General features: G+C 46.4%; 12 protein-coding genes. 8 read left to right on the top strand and 4 right to left on the bottom strand.

Features of this window, described 5'->3' with window-relative positions; translation table 11 throughout:
* Positions 1-200: 200 nt before the first annotated feature.
* On the bottom strand, positions 201-1,214 hold the full coding sequence (locus ACLTOH_RS04140) for a response regulator transcription factor (RefSeq protein ID WP_412223438.1): 1,014 nt from the start codon (positions 1,212-1,214) through the stop codon (positions 201-203).
* A complete protein-coding gene (locus ACLTOH_RS04135) occupies positions 1,189-2,958 on the bottom strand; it encodes a histidine kinase (RefSeq protein ID WP_337417767.1) in 1,770 nt (589 codons plus the stop codon). The genes ACLTOH_RS04140 and ACLTOH_RS04135 overlap by 26 nt, the downstream gene beginning before the upstream one ends.
* A gap of 198 nt (positions 2,959-3,156) precedes the next feature.
* Between ACLTOH_RS04135 and ACLTOH_RS04130 the strand changes: the two genes are divergently transcribed.
* From ACLTOH_RS04130 to ACLTOH_RS04115, 4 genes are all read left to right on the top strand, one after another.
* Positions 3,157-4,524, top strand: a complete 1,368-nt coding sequence (locus tag ACLTOH_RS04130; protein ID WP_412223436.1) for an ABC transporter substrate-binding protein — start codon at positions 3,157-3,159, stop codon at positions 4,522-4,524.
* A gap of 144 nt (positions 4,525-4,668) precedes the next feature.
* Entirely contained in the window at positions 4,669-5,577 is a 909-nt protein-coding gene (locus ACLTOH_RS04125) for a carbohydrate ABC transporter permease (protein WP_022313101.1), read from the top strand.
* Positions 5,578-5,617: 40 nt separating this feature from the next.
* The gene (locus tag ACLTOH_RS04120; protein WP_117465130.1) at positions 5,618-6,463 is read left to right on the top strand and encodes a carbohydrate ABC transporter permease; all 846 of its coding nucleotides are present in this window, start codon (positions 5,618-5,620) and stop codon (positions 6,461-6,463) included.
* 15 nt (positions 6,464-6,478) lie between these two features.
* On the top strand, positions 6,479-7,798 hold the full coding sequence (locus ACLTOH_RS04115) for a glycoside hydrolase family 28 protein (RefSeq protein WP_022313099.1): 1,320 nt from the start codon (positions 6,479-6,481) through the stop codon (positions 7,796-7,798).
* An 83-nt stretch (positions 7,799-7,881) separates the two neighbouring features.
* Here ACLTOH_RS04115 and ACLTOH_RS04110 read toward each other — a convergent pair whose 3' ends face one another.
* Entirely contained in the window at positions 7,882-8,409 is a 528-nt protein-coding gene (locus ACLTOH_RS04110) for a peptidylprolyl isomerase (RefSeq protein WP_227063973.1), read from the bottom strand.
* Positions 8,410-8,704: 295 nt separating this feature from the next.
* On the opposite strand from ACLTOH_RS04110, the gene ACLTOH_RS04105 reads away from it, so the two are divergent.
* From ACLTOH_RS04105 to ACLTOH_RS04090, 4 genes are all read left to right on the top strand, one after another.
* Positions 8,705-9,628 carry a GNAT family N-acetyltransferase gene (locus tag ACLTOH_RS04105; protein ID WP_262594512.1) on the top strand — a complete coding sequence of 308 codons (924 nt, stop codon included), beginning with the start codon at positions 8,705-8,707 and terminating at the stop codon, positions 9,626-9,628.
* Between the two features lie 382 nt (positions 9,629-10,010).
* The gene (locus ACLTOH_RS04100) at positions 10,011-11,762 is read left to right on the top strand and encodes an ammonium transporter (RefSeq protein WP_118668593.1); all 1,752 of its coding nucleotides are present in this window, start codon (positions 10,011-10,013) and stop codon (positions 11,760-11,762) included.
* 270 nt (positions 11,763-12,032) lie between these two features.
* The gene (locus ACLTOH_RS04095; RefSeq protein ID WP_243102659.1) at positions 12,033-13,427 is read left to right on the top strand and encodes an MATE family efflux transporter; all 1,395 of its coding nucleotides are present in this window, start codon (positions 12,033-12,035) and stop codon (positions 13,425-13,427) included.
* A 255-nt stretch (positions 13,428-13,682) separates the two neighbouring features.
* Positions 13,683-14,672 carry an aldo/keto reductase gene (locus ACLTOH_RS04090; protein ID WP_412223435.1) on the top strand — a complete coding sequence of 330 codons (990 nt, stop codon included), beginning with the start codon at positions 13,683-13,685 and terminating at the stop codon, positions 14,670-14,672.
* 44 nt (positions 14,673-14,716) lie between these two features.
* On the opposite strand, the gene ACLTOH_RS04085 is transcribed toward ACLTOH_RS04090, so the two are convergent.
* On the bottom strand, positions 14,717-15,586 hold the full coding sequence (locus tag ACLTOH_RS04085; RefSeq protein WP_337415178.1) for a protease modulator HflC: 870 nt from the start codon (positions 15,584-15,586) through the stop codon (positions 14,717-14,719).

The raw sequence follows: 15,586 nt of genomic DNA, 5'->3' as shown, positions 1-15,586 counted from the left end.
ATGGAATTGAAGATTCCTTGAAGGATTTGTAAACAAAATATGAACAGCTATTCAGAGGCAAACAAATATGTTCCACTGTACGTCGAATACTTGTATTCGTAAGAACAGTGGAACATATTTATTTGACGAAGTAACCACATGAGCAAAAGGAAAGCATCGTAGATGCGATTTTGCGAATGGGGTTCTGAATAGCTGCGGTCTTACGGTTCCAGCATTGACTTCACATAATCCTTCGGTGACAGCCTCGTATATTTCTTAAAGATCTGGCTGAAATACTGGGGATTATTGCCGAAACCGACCATTTCCGCTACCGCATAGGGAGATTCTTCTGAGTGCTCCAGTAAAAGTTTTTTCGCCTCCTGAATGCGGAGCTCTGTTACATAGGCGGAAAATTTGCTGCCAGTCTGTTTGACGAACATTTTGCTGACATAATCCGGATTCATAAAAAGATAATTTTCCGAGATCCATTTCAGTGAAAGGTTGCTGTCACTCAGATGCTCTCCGATGTACTTTATGACCTTTTCCACACAGTCTGTGTATTTGTGCTGCGGTTCCACAGAGAAGATCGAGGTCATGATCTGCTCCGCAGATGGAATCAGGTCATTCATGGTGACACAGACGTTGACTGCCATGAGACTGTCTGTGGTCTGCAGTTTGCTGAGCGGGTAATATTCCTTCTTGGAGGCCTCCATTACCAGACGGATCATCTGGGTCTTGGCCAGATCCACATCCTGTTCCCCGGATAATTCAGTGAAAAATTTCCTTTGCAAAAGTTTTTCCGGAGGCGTATCAGTGAAGAACAGTTGGGTCAGCAGGGAATCCACCCGGGAAGCACTTTTGCTTTTACAGGTTTCAACACAGGACATAATAACCTGTGTGATTTCTGTTTCATTGGAAGGTTTTAGCAGATAATGCTTCACGCCATAGCGCATGGCGGTCCGGGCAAATTCAAATTCACCATATCCTGAGAGGATGATAAACTCTGTGTTCAACTGGGCAGCACGAACCTTTTCAATCAGATCCAGTCCGGATAAGCCGGGCATCTTAATATCGGTCATGACGATATCCGGATATTCATCCAGAATACAGTCAAAGGCTTCAATACCGTCTTTGCAGACAGCAGCCACATCAATTCCCAGAGAATTCCAGTCGATCAGGGAATGGATCGTTTCACGTATGATCTTCTCATCATCCACGATAATCATCTTTAACATAAGGTATCTCCATTTTTACTACAGCAAAATCATTTTCGTTATAGAAGTGCAGCCCGTATTGCTGGCCGAACATCAGCTGGATGCGTTCTTCAATATTTAACAACGCAATGCCCAGACCCTGTTCCCGGATCTTATGTGTCCGGAGATTCTCCAATAAATCATCGGGGAATTCAGATCCGCTGTTTTTCACATAAATCTGCATCAGCCCCTGGGAATACACACAGGTGAGATTGATGATACATTCATCCGTGATCTGCTCCAGCGCATAGTGTACGGCATTTTCCAACAACGGCTGAATGGAAAGCTTGGGAACCTGTGCATCCAGACAAGCATCCGGAATGCTTTCCGTAAAATTCAGACGGTTGTCAAAACGAAGCTGCTGTATAGTCATATAATAATGTATAATATCAAGTTCCTGCTTCAACGTAAAGCGTTCTTTTTTGTTCAGCGTCATCCGCAGAAAATGACCCAGGGAGTCTGCAATCTGTGATATTTCCGGCTCTCCGATGGCCTTGGCCCGCCAGTTGATGGCATCCAGCGTGTTATACAGAAAATGCGGATTCATCTGGGATTCCAGGCTTTTTAACTGTGCATCTTTGGTCAGAAGCTGTTGACGATAATTCTCGACCACCAATGTCTGGATCCGTTCCGCCATATGGGTAAATTGCCGGTGTAGGATACCGATTTCATCGGTTCGATCGGTGTAATCGTAGGGAACCGGTGCCAGTACGGTGGAATCTTCACCGAATTGCTGCATGCGATAGAGCAGCAGATCAAAATGCCTGGTGATCTTGCGTACGATTACGTGAACCATCAGAATGGAACACAGGAAACCGCAGGAAAGCATCAGTACATATAGAAATGCGGTCATCTGCTGGGATTTTGCCACTTCGTCATAAGAGATCAGATGCAGATAATTCCATTCGTTGATGTCCATGGTACCGCGGATGGCAAAATATTTTCTGCCATTCAGGGTGACAACAGCATAACTTTTGATTTTATCATTGATTTTCTGTACTTCCTCTGTATCCAATTCCGGAGAAGAGAACAGCAGCTGGTCTTTCTCATAGATGATCCAGTAGGAACCCTTATATTCATTGCTGATCTTGGACATTTCCGTTACCAGATCTCCCAGATTTACATTGATGATCAATGTTCCGAGATTATCCAGTCGTAAGTTCTTGATCTTTTTGATCTCCCGGACAAGAAATATACCGTGGTCTTCCGCATGGGAAGTTACCCATACTGGGGAGCCTTCCCCGGCCTCTGCCAGAGCTATCAGTTCTTTAGTCAGATCCGCATCCGGCCGACAGGCAATATTTTCATTGGTATAAGTGATGAATCTTGGGCAGGAAATTGCAGCCATTTTCAGGTAGGGCTGGCGGTATTCCAGGTAGTGTTTCTGTAAAGCAGAATAAATATCAGAGTAATAATGTACAGCATAGTCTTCCTGGGGCTGGTAGATTTCATCCAGTGTTGATTGGACGGTAGAATCTGAACGGACGATATTGGTCATGGTCACCAGATCCTCCAGCCGGTTAGTAAATTCATAGGAGACTAACGACGAGGAAGACTGCATGGACTGATACAGCAGCTTATGATAACGCGATGTAATAATGGAAAAGGCAGCTACCAGGAAAAAGAACAGAAAGAGAAGGTCAATCCCTATGGTAGAGAGCAGTAACTTGGTTTCTAACTTCTGATTTGCTATTTTTCTCGAGATATTCTTATTAAAAAATGACATGATATACAAGCCTCCATCAGTTCTTTATTGATTATATACACAACATGCACATGTTTTCAACAATGATATCGGTTTTTTGGTGCAAATAGACGGAAAAGTATATTCCTGGAAAAAATAAGAACTGTTATAATTAGAACATCAAAAAGAAGTAAATCCATAGCGGATTTACCTTTCGATACCAAAAGGAGGGTTATATTAATGAAAAAGAGAGTTTTATCCCTGTTAATGGCATCCGCCATGATCGTCGGACTGACTGCATGTGGTTCTTCCAATGAACCCGCAGCTACTGCTTCCACCGACAGCGGTAATACCGCAACCACGACTGCTGACAACAGCGGAAGTGCAGCAGCTGGAAATGTATCCATGACATTCACCTGGTGGGGCAACCAGACCAGAAATGAACGTACACAGGCAGCCCTGGATCTGTATTCTGAGCAGAATCCCGGTGTAACCTTTGATACACAGCCTGCAGAGTGGAATGATTACTGGACCAAACTGTCCACCCTGGCAGCAGGTAATTCCCTTCCCGAGTGCCTGCAGATGGACTATTCCTATCTGGCACAGTATGTAGCAGCAGATCTGCTGGTAGACCTGACACCTTATGTAGAAGATGGTACGCTGGATGTATCTAATGTATCTCAGAGTATTCTGGATGCGGGTTCCATTGACGGTAAGTTATATGCAATCTGTGCAGGAATGAATGCACCTTCCCTGTTCTACAACAAGACCTTGCTGGATAGCCTGGGAATCACTGTAAAAGATAACATGACAATTGATGAGTTCGAGGCAGTGGCACGTGAGGTTTATGAGAAGTCCGGTGTTAAGACTGATCTTCCTTACAGTGCAGGTGACAACTATCTGCCCTATGCAATGCGTTCTCACGATGTGGTGAAGCTGTTTAATGAGGATTCCCTCAATGTAACAGATGCAGCAAGTCTGGTACCGGGCTTCCAGATTTATGAAGATGGTGTCAAGGACGGATGGATCATCGGCGCAGATGTTCACGCTGAACTGACTTCCAACTCTGTAGAGCAGAGTCCTCTGGTATACTTCTCTTCCGAAGCAACCCAGTCCTGGTGCGGATTCTTCTGGTCCAACCAGCTGTCCGCTATGGTAGCGGCCGCTCCCGAAGGCATGGAGATCGGTATCACCACATGGCCTTCCGAGAACCCTCAGAAGTCTAACTTCTTAAAGCCCAGCCAGTTCTTTGCAGTATCCAGAGATGCCGGCGAGAATGAGGCAGAAGCTGTTAAGGTTGTAAACTATCTGTTGAACTCTGAAGATGCTAACAAGATCCTTCTTGGTGAGAGAGGTGTGCCTGCTTCTTCCGTAGTAGCATCCGCCATCGCTCCTCTGCAGGATGAGACTGCACAGGTGGTTACCAAGTATGTAAATGACGTAGTAACTCCCAACTGCTCCGCTATCAGCCCTGCGATCCCTGATGGAGCAAATGAAGTATATGATTACTACAACCAGTTGGTTGATAAGATCCTCTATGGTCAGATGACCGCACAGGAGGCAGCAGAAGATCTGTTCAAGATGGGCAACCAGATCATGTCCAGATAAGCTGCCAGGGCTTACATAAGCAGTAGCACAGTATAAGTATTACAACATTTTTAGAAAGACCAAATGGGTACTGTGGAAGATCCCACAGTACCCATTCTGAAAAAAGGCTGCTTCTATGAATGCTGCAGCAACGGAGGTAACGTTATGAAGACAACAAAGCATATGACTATCCGTCAGAAGCTGAATACGGAAAAGGCTGCAGGTATCGTATGTACTATGCCATTTATCGTTGGATTTCTGGCGTTTATGATTATTCCCATGTGTATATCGCTGTACTATTCCTTCTGCGATTACAACATTTTACAGCCCCCTACATTTACCGGCTGGGCGAACTTTAAGAGAATGTTTTCCGATGCAACGTTTTATCAGTCGTTGGTGGTAACTTTCAAATTTGCCATCATTTCGGTTCCGTTACGACTGATCTTCGCATTGATCGTTGCGCTGCTTTTATTTAAGAGTACGAAAATGACAGGCGTTTACCGTGCACTGTATTATCTGCCTTCCATCATCGGCGGATCTGTAGCAGTAGCAATCCTCTGGAAGAGACTGTTTGCGGTAGACGGACTTGTAAATAAACTTTTGATGGTGTTCGGAATGAAAGAGCCGGTAGCCTGGCTGGGAGATACCAGAACCGCAATCTGGACTCTGATCATTCTGGCAGTATGGCAGTTCGGTTCTTCCATGCTGATCTTCCTGTCTGCATTGAAACAGATTCCTGTCAGCCTTTATGAAGCGGCAAGAGTGGATGGTGCCAACGGATGGCAGCAGTTCTGGAAGATCACACTGAAGCTTCTGACCCCCACGATCCATTTTAACCTGGTAATGCAGATGATCAACGGCTTCCTGGCATTCACACAGTGCCTGATCATCACACAGGGTAAACCCATGAACTCTACTCTGTTTTACACGGTATACATGTACCAGCAGTCCTTCCTCTTCGGAAGTACCGGCTACGGCGCAGCACTGGCATGGATCATGTTGGCATTGATCGCATTTATTACATGGATCCTGTTTGCAACCAAAAAACTGTGGGTATACGATGGCGGTTTATAGAATCGGAAAGGTACGCCGCAATGCGTAAGTGGGTGTTATTATGAAAAGAAAAAAGACAATCAGTAATATTATATATCATGTTTTAGTATGTGCTTTCGGACTGGTAATGATTTACCCTCTGGTATGGATGGTAATGAGCTCCTTTAAGGATACGAACACCATCTTCACTACGGCCACCAGTCTGATCCCGGAGAAGTTCACATTACAGAACTATGTGAACGGCTGGAAGGGTTTTGCCAAAGTAGGATTCGGCACCTTCTTTAAGAACTCCCTGTTTATCTCCATTACCGCCACCATTGGAACCGTACTTTCTTCCTCTGTGGTAGCCTATGGATTTGCCAGATGCAAATTCCCCGGCAGAAAGCTTCTCTTCGCAGCAATGCTGGCATCTATGATGCTGCCGGCACAGGTACTGATGATCCCTCAGTATCTCTGGTATCAGAAGCTGAACTGGGTTGGAACCAATCTGCCGCTGATCGTGCCTTATTGCTTTGCTATTCAGGGTTTCTTCGTTTATATGATGACAAACTTTATTGAAGGCATTCCCAGAGAGCTGGATGAGGCAGCAAAGATTGACGGCTGCTCCTATTATACCATTTTCACCAAGATCATCTTCCCGCTGATGGTTCCTACCATGATCACCGGATGTATCTTCTCCTTTATGTGGAGATGGGATGATTTCCTTGGAGCATTATTGTATGTCAACAAGACAGAGAAATATCCTGTCAGCCTGGCACTGAAAATGTTCTGTGACCCCAGTTCTTCTTCCGACTACGGTGCTATGTTCGCTATGGCAACCTTGTCTATCCTGCCTGCAGTATTGATCTTCTTCTGCCTGCAGAGATATCTGGTAGAAGGAATTTCGACTTCCGGCCTGAAGGGCTAAGAGAGGAGCAGAGAGATGATATACGATGTATTGGAATACGGTGCAAAAGGTGATGGCGTGACGAATGACGCTGCAGCCATCCAGAAGGCGATTGATGCCTGCAGCCAGGCTGGCGGCGGTAAAGTCCTGCTACAGGGAGGACATGTCTTCCGGAGCGGAACCATTTTTCTGAAATCAAATGTAGAATTTCATCTGGAGATGGGGGCTGTCCTGAAAGCCAGTGACCATCTGGAAGATTTCGATATGTTGAAAGTGGGAACCCCACAGATCAGCAAGGTAGACACTCCGACCTACAATGCCTGTGATTACAATGGAAAACCGACGCTGAATTTTGTATACAGCAAGGATGCCGAGAATGTGGCTATCACCGGATTTGGCAAGATTGACGGCAACGAGGAGATATTCTATGGAAAAGTGACCAAATGGCATATTGACGGATATTTTTATCCAAGAGTACCGTTGCTGTTCTTGGAAAATGTAAGGCATCTGACCATCCAGCAGGTAACCCTGACCGGCAGTGCATTCTGGACCACTCATCTGGTGGGATGTAAGGAAGTATTGATTGAGGGAATCCGTATTATCAATAATCTGCGTCTGGCTAACTGCGATGGCATTGATCCGGATCACTGCAGCAATGTGAGAATCTCCAACTGTCATATTGAATGCGCAGATGACTGTATTGTATTTAAGAATACGGCGGCTGCCATGGAATATGGTCCCTGCGAAAATATTGTAGTGGATAACTGTACCATGATCTCCACCAGTGCCGCTATCAAGTTCGGCACGGAGAGTGAAGCACCTTTCCGGAATATTTCCGTGACCAACTGTAGTATCCAGCGCACCAACCGTGCTATTTCCCTGCAGTTACGTGATAAAGGCTGTATAGAAAATGTCACATTCTCCAATCTGAATATCGATACCCGCCTGTTCTCCAAGGTACATTGGTGGGGCGAGGCAGAACCCATTACCATCACTGCGGTGAAGAGAAATGCACAGACGAATGTGGGATATATCCGGAATGTCCGTTTCCAGAATATCAACTGTGTCGGAGAGAATGGCATCCTGATCTACGGTGACGATTCGAAAAATATCCGGGATATCACATTTGACGGTATTCATGTCCAACTGGAGAAGAAGACGGACTGGCCGAAGAATTGCCATGATCTGCGTCCCAATGAGGGGAATGTGATCCTGGAGGATTCTCTCAGAGTGCTGTATGCCCGCAATGCGGAAAATATCCATTTCCGGAATTTCTCCTATGAGATTACTGAGGACATGAAGGGCGAAGTGCAAGATCCTATTTTTATTGAAAACTGTGAAAATGTGGAATACTGATCCATAGATATGAAAGCTATGGACATAAAAAGACCTCCGGAGATCAGAGAACATCTGACTTCCGGAGGTTATTTCTTGAAATCTTATCGATCCAGCTTGTTGGGTTCGGGATAGGTCTCGCCGAAAGTATCTACGGTAACGCTTTCCATTACCTGATCCTCCAGGGGACGATCGCTGTAATCGGTGCGGGTCTCAGCAATCTTATTTACCACATCCATACCCTCGATGACTTTACCGAAAGCGGCATAAGAGCCATCCAGATGAGGGCTGGTCTTGTGCATGATGAAGAACTGGCTGCCTGCGGAATCGGGATGCATGGCTCTTGCCATGGACAGAACACCTTCGGTATGCTTCAGATCATTGGTCACACCGTTGGCAGCAAACTCACCCTTGATGCTGTAGCCGGGGCCGCCCATGCCGGTGCCATCGGGACATCCGCCCTGGATCATGAAACCGCGGATGACACGGTGGAAGATCAGACCATCGTAAAAATGCTTGTTGATCAGACTGATGAAATTGTTAACGGATTCGGGTGCAACTTCGGGATAAAGCTCACATTTGATCACACCGCCATCCTTCATGGTAATAGTAACAATAGGATTCTTTGCCATAATAATTTCCTTTCTTTCTTGACAGAAATAGAATAAAATGATGTCGGGGTCAAAAGCCCCCGACTTTGATGCCTACGAATTGCTTCGTGCTACGCACTCTCACAATTATACCCAATATTCGCATATCGTGGGATTATCATCCCACTTTTATGCTCATATCGGAGCGGGTCCTAAGGTCTTTCACCCACCTATGAGCAAGCTCATGTGGGCTTAGACCTTTTGACCCTGGCATCATAAAATATAAATATTATTGTAATGGATTCCCGGGGAAACGTAAAGAGGAGAATTGCTGCAGATGGATTTTTTGAAGCAGGTGTCAATAGAAATATATCCGGAAGGTGCATCGGACGAGGAACGAAAAAGCTACAGTAAAAAATATGGTGCGCAGATGCACGCCCTGCTGGATGCGATTCGCAGACAGAGACAGGAAAGAGAATTTTCCCAACAAAGAAACGGGTCGGGAAAAGAGTGCTTCGAAGAGAAAAGCGTCCGGGATAGCATGATGTCCGGGTATGAAAGCGGGCAGGGAAAACTCTGGATCGTAGATAACGGTATACGTGCACAGGAACTCTTGGAGCAGGGCTGCCCGGTGCTTGTCTGGCTCCATGAGGACAACGGGGATCAGGATTTTAGCGGTGTCCGTTATGCCTGTGAAAATATCAGTGAACTGGATTTTGATTATCTGGAGAAGGTCTATCGCAGATACGTGGGCATTCCCTGGGAGATTCTGACCACGGAGAGGTGTCTCATCCGGGAGACCGGTGCGGAGGATCTGGATGCCCTTTATGAGATTTATGCGGATCCTTCTGTGACGAAGTACACAGAAGGACTCTATCCGGAGCGGGCGAAAGAAGAGGCCTATCTGAAGGATTATACGGAAAATATGTATTATTTTTATAATTACGGCGTCTGGACGATCTGTGACCGGATGACCGGACAGGTGATCGGCAGAGCGGGATTCTCCAACCGCGAGGGTTACGAGGATCCGGAGCTGGGCTTCGTCATCGGTGTCCCGTGGCAGCGGCAGGGGTATGCCACGGAAGTATGCAAGGCATTATTAAAATACGGGAAAGAAGAATTGGGATTTGAGCGAGTGCAGATGTTAGTGATGCCAGAGAACGAAATATCCCTGCACCTTGCGGAAAGACTGGGATTTTCCCAACTGGATCAAGTCACCTGGGAAGGAACTTGCTATGAGCGACTTCTTATGGAACTGTAAAAATATAAAGAAAATATAAAAAACATGTTGACACTCTAAAACCACGGTGCTATACTCTCAACATAGCAAAGGCGCTACAGAATAAAACTGTAGCGCCCTTTTTGTTATGGCGACGAGGAAAGTAAACATCGTGCTGGCACGAATGGTCACTTGACGACCGCTAATCATACCGGGATGTATATCCCGGGTATTGTCCGACAGTATCACAACGCGCGTGGCCGGACAAAAATAGCGTATGGGTATGTGGAAAACAGTTTAACTGCTATACCCTAAGGATGCGATGCAATGGGGCTTCGAAGGATGAGACCATAGTATCGCATATTTTTTTACACCGGTGAAGTATGGTGGAAGATATTTCACGAAGAGTGAGGAGGAAAATGTTATGACAGAAGAAATCTTAAGTGCAGTAGACGGTCAATTATTTGCAGTCTGGTTTCTGATCGGTGCGGCCCTGGTGTTCTGGATGCAGGCAGGATTCGCAATGGTGGAGACCGGATTTACCAGAGCCAAAAATGCCGGTAATATTCTGATGAAGAATCTGATGGATTTCTGTATCGGTACTGTAGTATTTATTTTGATTGGCTTTGGATTGTTACTTGGTGAAGATGTAGTAGGTCTGATCGGCAAGCCGGGACTGGACATCTTTACTGCCTATGAGAATTTTGATTATTCCAATTTTGTATTTAATCTGGTGTTCTGTGCTACCACAGCTACCATCGTATCCGGCGCTATGGCAGAGAGAACCAAGTTCTTATCCTATTGTATTTATTCCGGTGTGATCTCCGCATTGATCTATCCCATTGAAGCTCACTGGATCTGGGGCGGCGGCTGGCTTTCACAGCTTGGCTTCCATGATTTCGCAGGTTCCTGTGCAATTCACATGGTAGGTGGTATTTCCGCACTGATCGGAGCAAAACTGTTAGGACCCCGTATCGGTAAGTTTGATAAGGATAAGAGTGGTAAGATCGTAAAAGTAAATGCATTTCCCGGACATAACCTTCCGATTGGATGCCTTGGTGTATTTATCCTGTGGCTTGGCTGGTACGGATTCAATGGTGCTGCTTGTACTTCTGTAGAGCAGTTAGGTTCTGTATTCCTTACCACTACCGTAGCTCCCGCAATCGCAACTGTAGTATGTATGGTATTTACCTGGATCAAATATGGCAAACCTGATGTATCCATGTGTTTGAATGCATCTCTGGCAGGTCTGGTAGCGATTACCGCTCCTTGTGATGTGACGGATTGCTTCGGTGCTATCGTGATCGGTGCAGTAGCAGGACTTCTGGTAGTATTTGGTGTATGGCTTCTGGATTATAAGCTTCATATTGACGACCCTGTAGGTGCTGTTGCAGTACATTGCATGAATGGTATCTGGGGTACTATCGCAACCGGTTTATTTGCAACCACTTCCGCACCCGGCAATGACAGTGTGGTAGGCCTGTTCTATGGCGGTGGCTTCAGGCAGCTTGGTTTGCAACTGTTAGGTTTTGTAAGTGTGGCGGCATGGACTGCAGTAACTATTACCATTGCTTTCCTGATCATCAAGGCTACCGTAGGCTTACGTGTATCTGAGGAAGAAGAGATTGTTGGTCTGGACTCCTGTGAGCATGGTCTTCCTTCCGCATATGCAGGCTTCAGCATTATGGATATTTCCAACACTATGACCATGGAGGTAAATGAAAATACCAGCCTTGGCGTAAGTGATTATGACACAGCTTCCGCAGCCATGAAGGAAGCGGCAGTAAAGGTAGAGACAGCTCCGGCAGCAATTCCTGCAACCGGAATCTACAAAGTAGTGGTTATTGCAAAGCTTGCCCGGTTCGAGGTACTGAAGAAGGCTCTGAACGATCTGGGTGTAACCGGTATGACCATGACACAGGTCATGGGCTGTGGCGTACAGAAGGGTGCCGGCGAGATGTATCGTGGTGTTGAAATGGATGCGACCCTGCTGCCTAAGGTGAAGGTAGAAGTTATTGTCAGCAAGATTCCCGTAAGCGCAGTCATCGATGCTGCCAAGAAGGCTCTGTACACCGGACATATCGGCGATGGCAAGATCTTCGTATACAACGTTGACAAAGTAGTAAAGGTTCGTACCGGCGAAGAAGACTTCGCAGCTCTGCAAGACGTGGAGTAATAATGCCAGGGTTATAATCCCTAAGACACGACGTGCCTGCACGGGAGTGGCTTGCCCCTAACTTAGCTTTTATCTAATCCCTCAATTTGGTATATACAGGGCTGTGCCCGGATGCTGCGACTCATCCGGGTGCAGACAGGATCCCCGGGTGCTTCCACCACCCGGGGATTTTCCTGCCCTGAGCTGTGGATAAGATTGCCCTCTTGAAAAGGTTCTGTGGAAATGATACTATCATCGTAGAAGTACAGATTTTCAAAGGGCATGATTTATATGGAAGAAAATACAAAGAAAACACAAAAGCAGACAGAAAATGCTATAGGGAAAGAAAACAAGATCGTAACGGGAGTCATCTGGCAGCAGCTGCTCCTGTTCTTTTTCCCTATTTTGTTCGGAACCTTTTTCCAGCAATTATATAATGCGGCAGATGCAGTGATCGTAGGGCGTTTTGTCGGAAAAGAAGCTCTGTCGGCGGTAGGTGGCGGCACCGGTACGCTGATCCAGCTGTTGGTGGGATTTTTCGTAGGATTGTCCAGCGGTGCCACGGTCATTATTTCCCAGTATTATGGGGCAAAACGTGCCGAGATGGTAGGCTATGCCGTACATACCTCCATTGCGTTCAGTCTGGTGGCTGGAGTCGGCATGATGATCGTGGGTATTACGGTGGCACCATGGGCACTGCGTGCGATGTCTACACCTGAGGATATTTTGGGACCGGCGACAACCTATATCCGAATCTATTTCCTGGGAGTCATCGGAAACCTGATCTACAATATGGGAGCCGGCATCCTGCGGGCTGTGGGGGATTCCAAGAGACCGCTATATTTCCTGATCGCCAGCTGCCTGACGAATATTGTGCTGGATATTGCATTTGTCATCGGACTGCATATGGGTGTGGCTGGAGCCGCACTGGCGACCATTCTGTCGCAGGCACTCAGTGCAGTACTGGTATTGTGGGTGCTGATGCGGACGAAGGATATGCATCGTCTGGAACTGAGAAAGATCCGTTTTGATGGAAGAATGTTCCGCAGGATCATCCGGATCGGACTTCCGGCGGGATTGCAGTCGGTGATGTATACATCGTCCAATATTCTGATTCAGTCCAGCGTGAATGCACTGGGAACGGATACGGTAGCGGCATGGACAGCCTACAGCAAGATTGACAGCCTGTTCTGGATGATCGTCAATGCCTTTGGCATATCGATCACTACCTTTGTGGGGCAGAATTATGGTGCGGGGAAAATGGATCGTGTACACAAGGGAGTCCGTACCTGTATGGGGATTACAGCCGGGGCAACCGTACTGTTGTCCGTGATCCTCTATAATTATGCATCGATCTGTTATCAACTGTTTACCACAGATGCACAGGTGGTAGTGATCGGAGAACAGATTCTGCATTTTTTGGTACCTACATATTTTACCTATATTGCCATTGAGATTTTGTCCGGTACTCTGCGCGGTATCGGTGACAGCTGGCTTCCCATGATCATCTGCTGTCTGGGGATCTGCGCACTGCGCGTGGTATGGATCCTGACAGCCGTACCTCTGAAAAATGACATTCTCACCATTGTATTCAGCTATCCGCTGACCTGGACGGTGACCAGTATCGCTTTTATTGTGTATTACCTGTTTTTCAGCCACCTGAAGATCGTGGGACGTAAGAGGTGATTTGTAAGATATTGCACTTTATTCTATAAAATTTGCATAGAAATGGGATGGAAATAAATTTATAATAATGTGTAACTATTCAGAGCCATGCAAAACTGTGTTCTGCGAATGCTTGCATTCAGGCAGATAAGCAGTTTTATATGGCGAAGTAACCTCATGAGCAAAAAGGAAGCCTCGCAGAGGCGGTTTTGCGAATGGGGTCTGAATAGTTACAATAATGTCTATAATGTTCTTTCGGAAAAAGGAGGTATTTAAATGTATCAGGCAGATGAAAAAAGATATGAAGAAATGAAATACAACCGCTGCGGCGCCAGTGGATTGCAGCTTCCGGCAGTCTCTCTGGGATTATGGCACAATTTCGGCTCCAATGGGAATTTTGATAATATGCAGGACATGTGCCACACAGCATTTGACCATGGCATTACACATTTTGATCTGGCAAACAATTATGGACCTGTACCGGGCAGTGCGGAGGAAAATTTTGGACGGATCCTTGCAAAAGGACTGGGAAGGTATCGAGATGAACTGATCATTTCCACGAAGGCCGGCTATGATATGTGGCCCGGACCTTACGGCAACTGGGGCAGCAAAAAGTATCTCGTAGCCAGCCTGGATCAAAGCCTGAAGCGTATGGGACTGGATTATGTGGATATCTTCTACCATCACAGACCGGATCCCAATACACCGCTGGAGGAGACCGTTCGTGCACTGGACGGCATTGTGAAATCCGGTAAGGCATTGTATGTGGGAATTTCCAATTACAATAAAGAACAGACCATTGCAGCGGCAGAACTGTTCAAGGAACTGGGCACACCGTTTATTATCAACCAGAGAAAATATTCCATGTTTGTAAGAGATATTGAGAAGGATGGTCTGAAAGATTACGCTGCATCTCACGGCATCGGTATTATTACCTTCAGCCCTCTGGCACAGGGACTTCTGACCGACCGTTATCTCCACGGTATTCCGGAGGACAGCCGTGTCCGTACCGACGGCAGATTCCTGAAAGAAGCGGCGATCGTAGAAGAGACATTGAAGAAGGTACGTGCACTGAACGATCTGGCAGCCCAGAGAGGACAGACCCTGGCACAGATGGCACTTTCGTGGATCTTAAGGGATGGGGATATTACCAGTGTTCTGATCGGAGCATCTAAGCCCTCACAGATCCTGGATAATATCGGTATTGTACATGCAACCGCATTCAGTGAAGAAGAGAGACGCAGAATTGAGGAGATTCTGGCATAAAAAAGCCGGTGCCTGCAAGAATATTGCAGACACCGGCCTTTATGTTATCTTCCGTAGAAAATCTGTGCGATCGGGGAATCCGGAGACAGGATCACCGTCTTATTATCGCCGGTCATGGAAGCCTTCAGTGCATCCAGGCTTCTGACGAAGGAATAGAAATCCTGTTTGGATTCATCGGAATAAGCTTCTGACAGAATTCTCATGTATTCCGCTTCGCCCTCGGCAATGAGAATCTCCGCATTTTTATTGGCCTCCGACAGGAGAACATTGACTTCCTTATCTGTGGTATTGCGGATCTTCTGTGCCTCAGAGCTTCCCTCTGCGGTATAGGTTGCGGAGATGTTTTCACGTTCGGAGATCATACGCTCGTACACAGCGGCTTTGTTGTCACTGGGCAGATCCAGCTGTTTGGTTTCGAAGGAGAGCAATTCAATACCGTATTGCTCAGTGGTGTTCCCAATGTTTTTCATAATGGCTGCAGCCAGCTCTCCGTCACGCCCGGAGATGACGTCGTTCTGGGTCGTACTGCTTATGATATTTTTCGTAGAGTTATATACGATGGTGTCCAGACGGCTCTCTGCGTTGGAGATGGAGGAGTTCAGGGTCTGGGCAAATTTCAGAGGATCATTGATCTGCCATAAAATGTAACTGTCACAGATCATGGTCTTCTTGTCACTGGTGATGACATCGGAGGAAGACAGATCATAGAGCAGGATCTCCTTCGGAAGCTTATCGACGCTCTGTACAAAAGGAATCTTAAAGGTAACACCTGCAGAACTCACTACATGGTCTACTTTACCGAACTGTCGGATCAGACTGTATTCGTTTTCGTTGGTAACGACAATGCTGGAGGATCCGATGACCAACAATGCCAGTACTAATAGAATCAGAGATATATTTTTCACTTTTTTCAT

The organism is Waltera sp. (assembly GCF_046969025.1).
GTDB classification, from domain to species: domain Bacteria; phylum Bacillota; class Clostridia; order Lachnospirales; family Lachnospiraceae; genus Acetatifactor; species Acetatifactor acetigignens.
Note: the sequence above shows the minus strand (reverse complement) of the source record. Positions and strands in the feature narration are given on the sequence as shown.

Coding starts and splice junctions, on each gene's coding strand:
- ACLTOH_RS04130 (WP_412223436.1), top strand. CDS start 3,157: ATGAAAAAGAGAGTTTTATCCCTGTTAATGGCATCCGCCATGATCGTC.
- ACLTOH_RS04100 (WP_118668593.1), top strand. CDS start 10,011: ATGACAGAAGAAATCTTAAGTGCAGTAGACGGTCAATTATTTGCAGTC.
- ACLTOH_RS04095 (WP_243102659.1), top strand. CDS start 12,033: ATGGAAGAAAATACAAAGAAAACACAAAAGCAGACAGAAAATGCTATA.
- ACLTOH_RS04135 (WP_337417767.1), bottom strand. CDS start 2,958: ATGTCATTTTTTAATAAGAATATCTCGAGAAAAATAGCAAATCAGAAG.
- ACLTOH_RS04085 (WP_337415178.1), bottom strand. CDS start 15,586: ATGAAAAAAGTGAAAAATATATCTCTGATTCTATTAGTACTGGCATTG.
- ACLTOH_RS04105 (WP_262594512.1), top strand. CDS start 8,705: ATGGATTTTTTGAAGCAGGTGTCAATAGAAATATATCCGGAAGGTGCA.
- ACLTOH_RS04120 (WP_117465130.1), top strand. CDS start 5,618: ATGAAAAGAAAAAAGACAATCAGTAATATTATATATCATGTTTTAGTA.
- ACLTOH_RS04140 (WP_412223438.1), bottom strand. CDS start 1,214: ATGTTAAAGATGATTATCGTGGATGATGAGAAGATCATACGTGAAACG.
- ACLTOH_RS04125 (WP_022313101.1), top strand. CDS start 4,669: ATGAAGACAACAAAGCATATGACTATCCGTCAGAAGCTGAATACGGAA.
- ACLTOH_RS04115 (WP_022313099.1), top strand. CDS start 6,479: ATGATATACGATGTATTGGAATACGGTGCAAAAGGTGATGGCGTGACG.
- ACLTOH_RS04090 (WP_412223435.1), top strand. CDS start 13,683: ATGTATCAGGCAGATGAAAAAAGATATGAAGAAATGAAATACAACCGC.
- ACLTOH_RS04110 (WP_227063973.1), bottom strand. CDS start 8,409: ATGGCAAAGAATCCTATTGTTACTATTACCATGAAGGATGGCGGTGTG.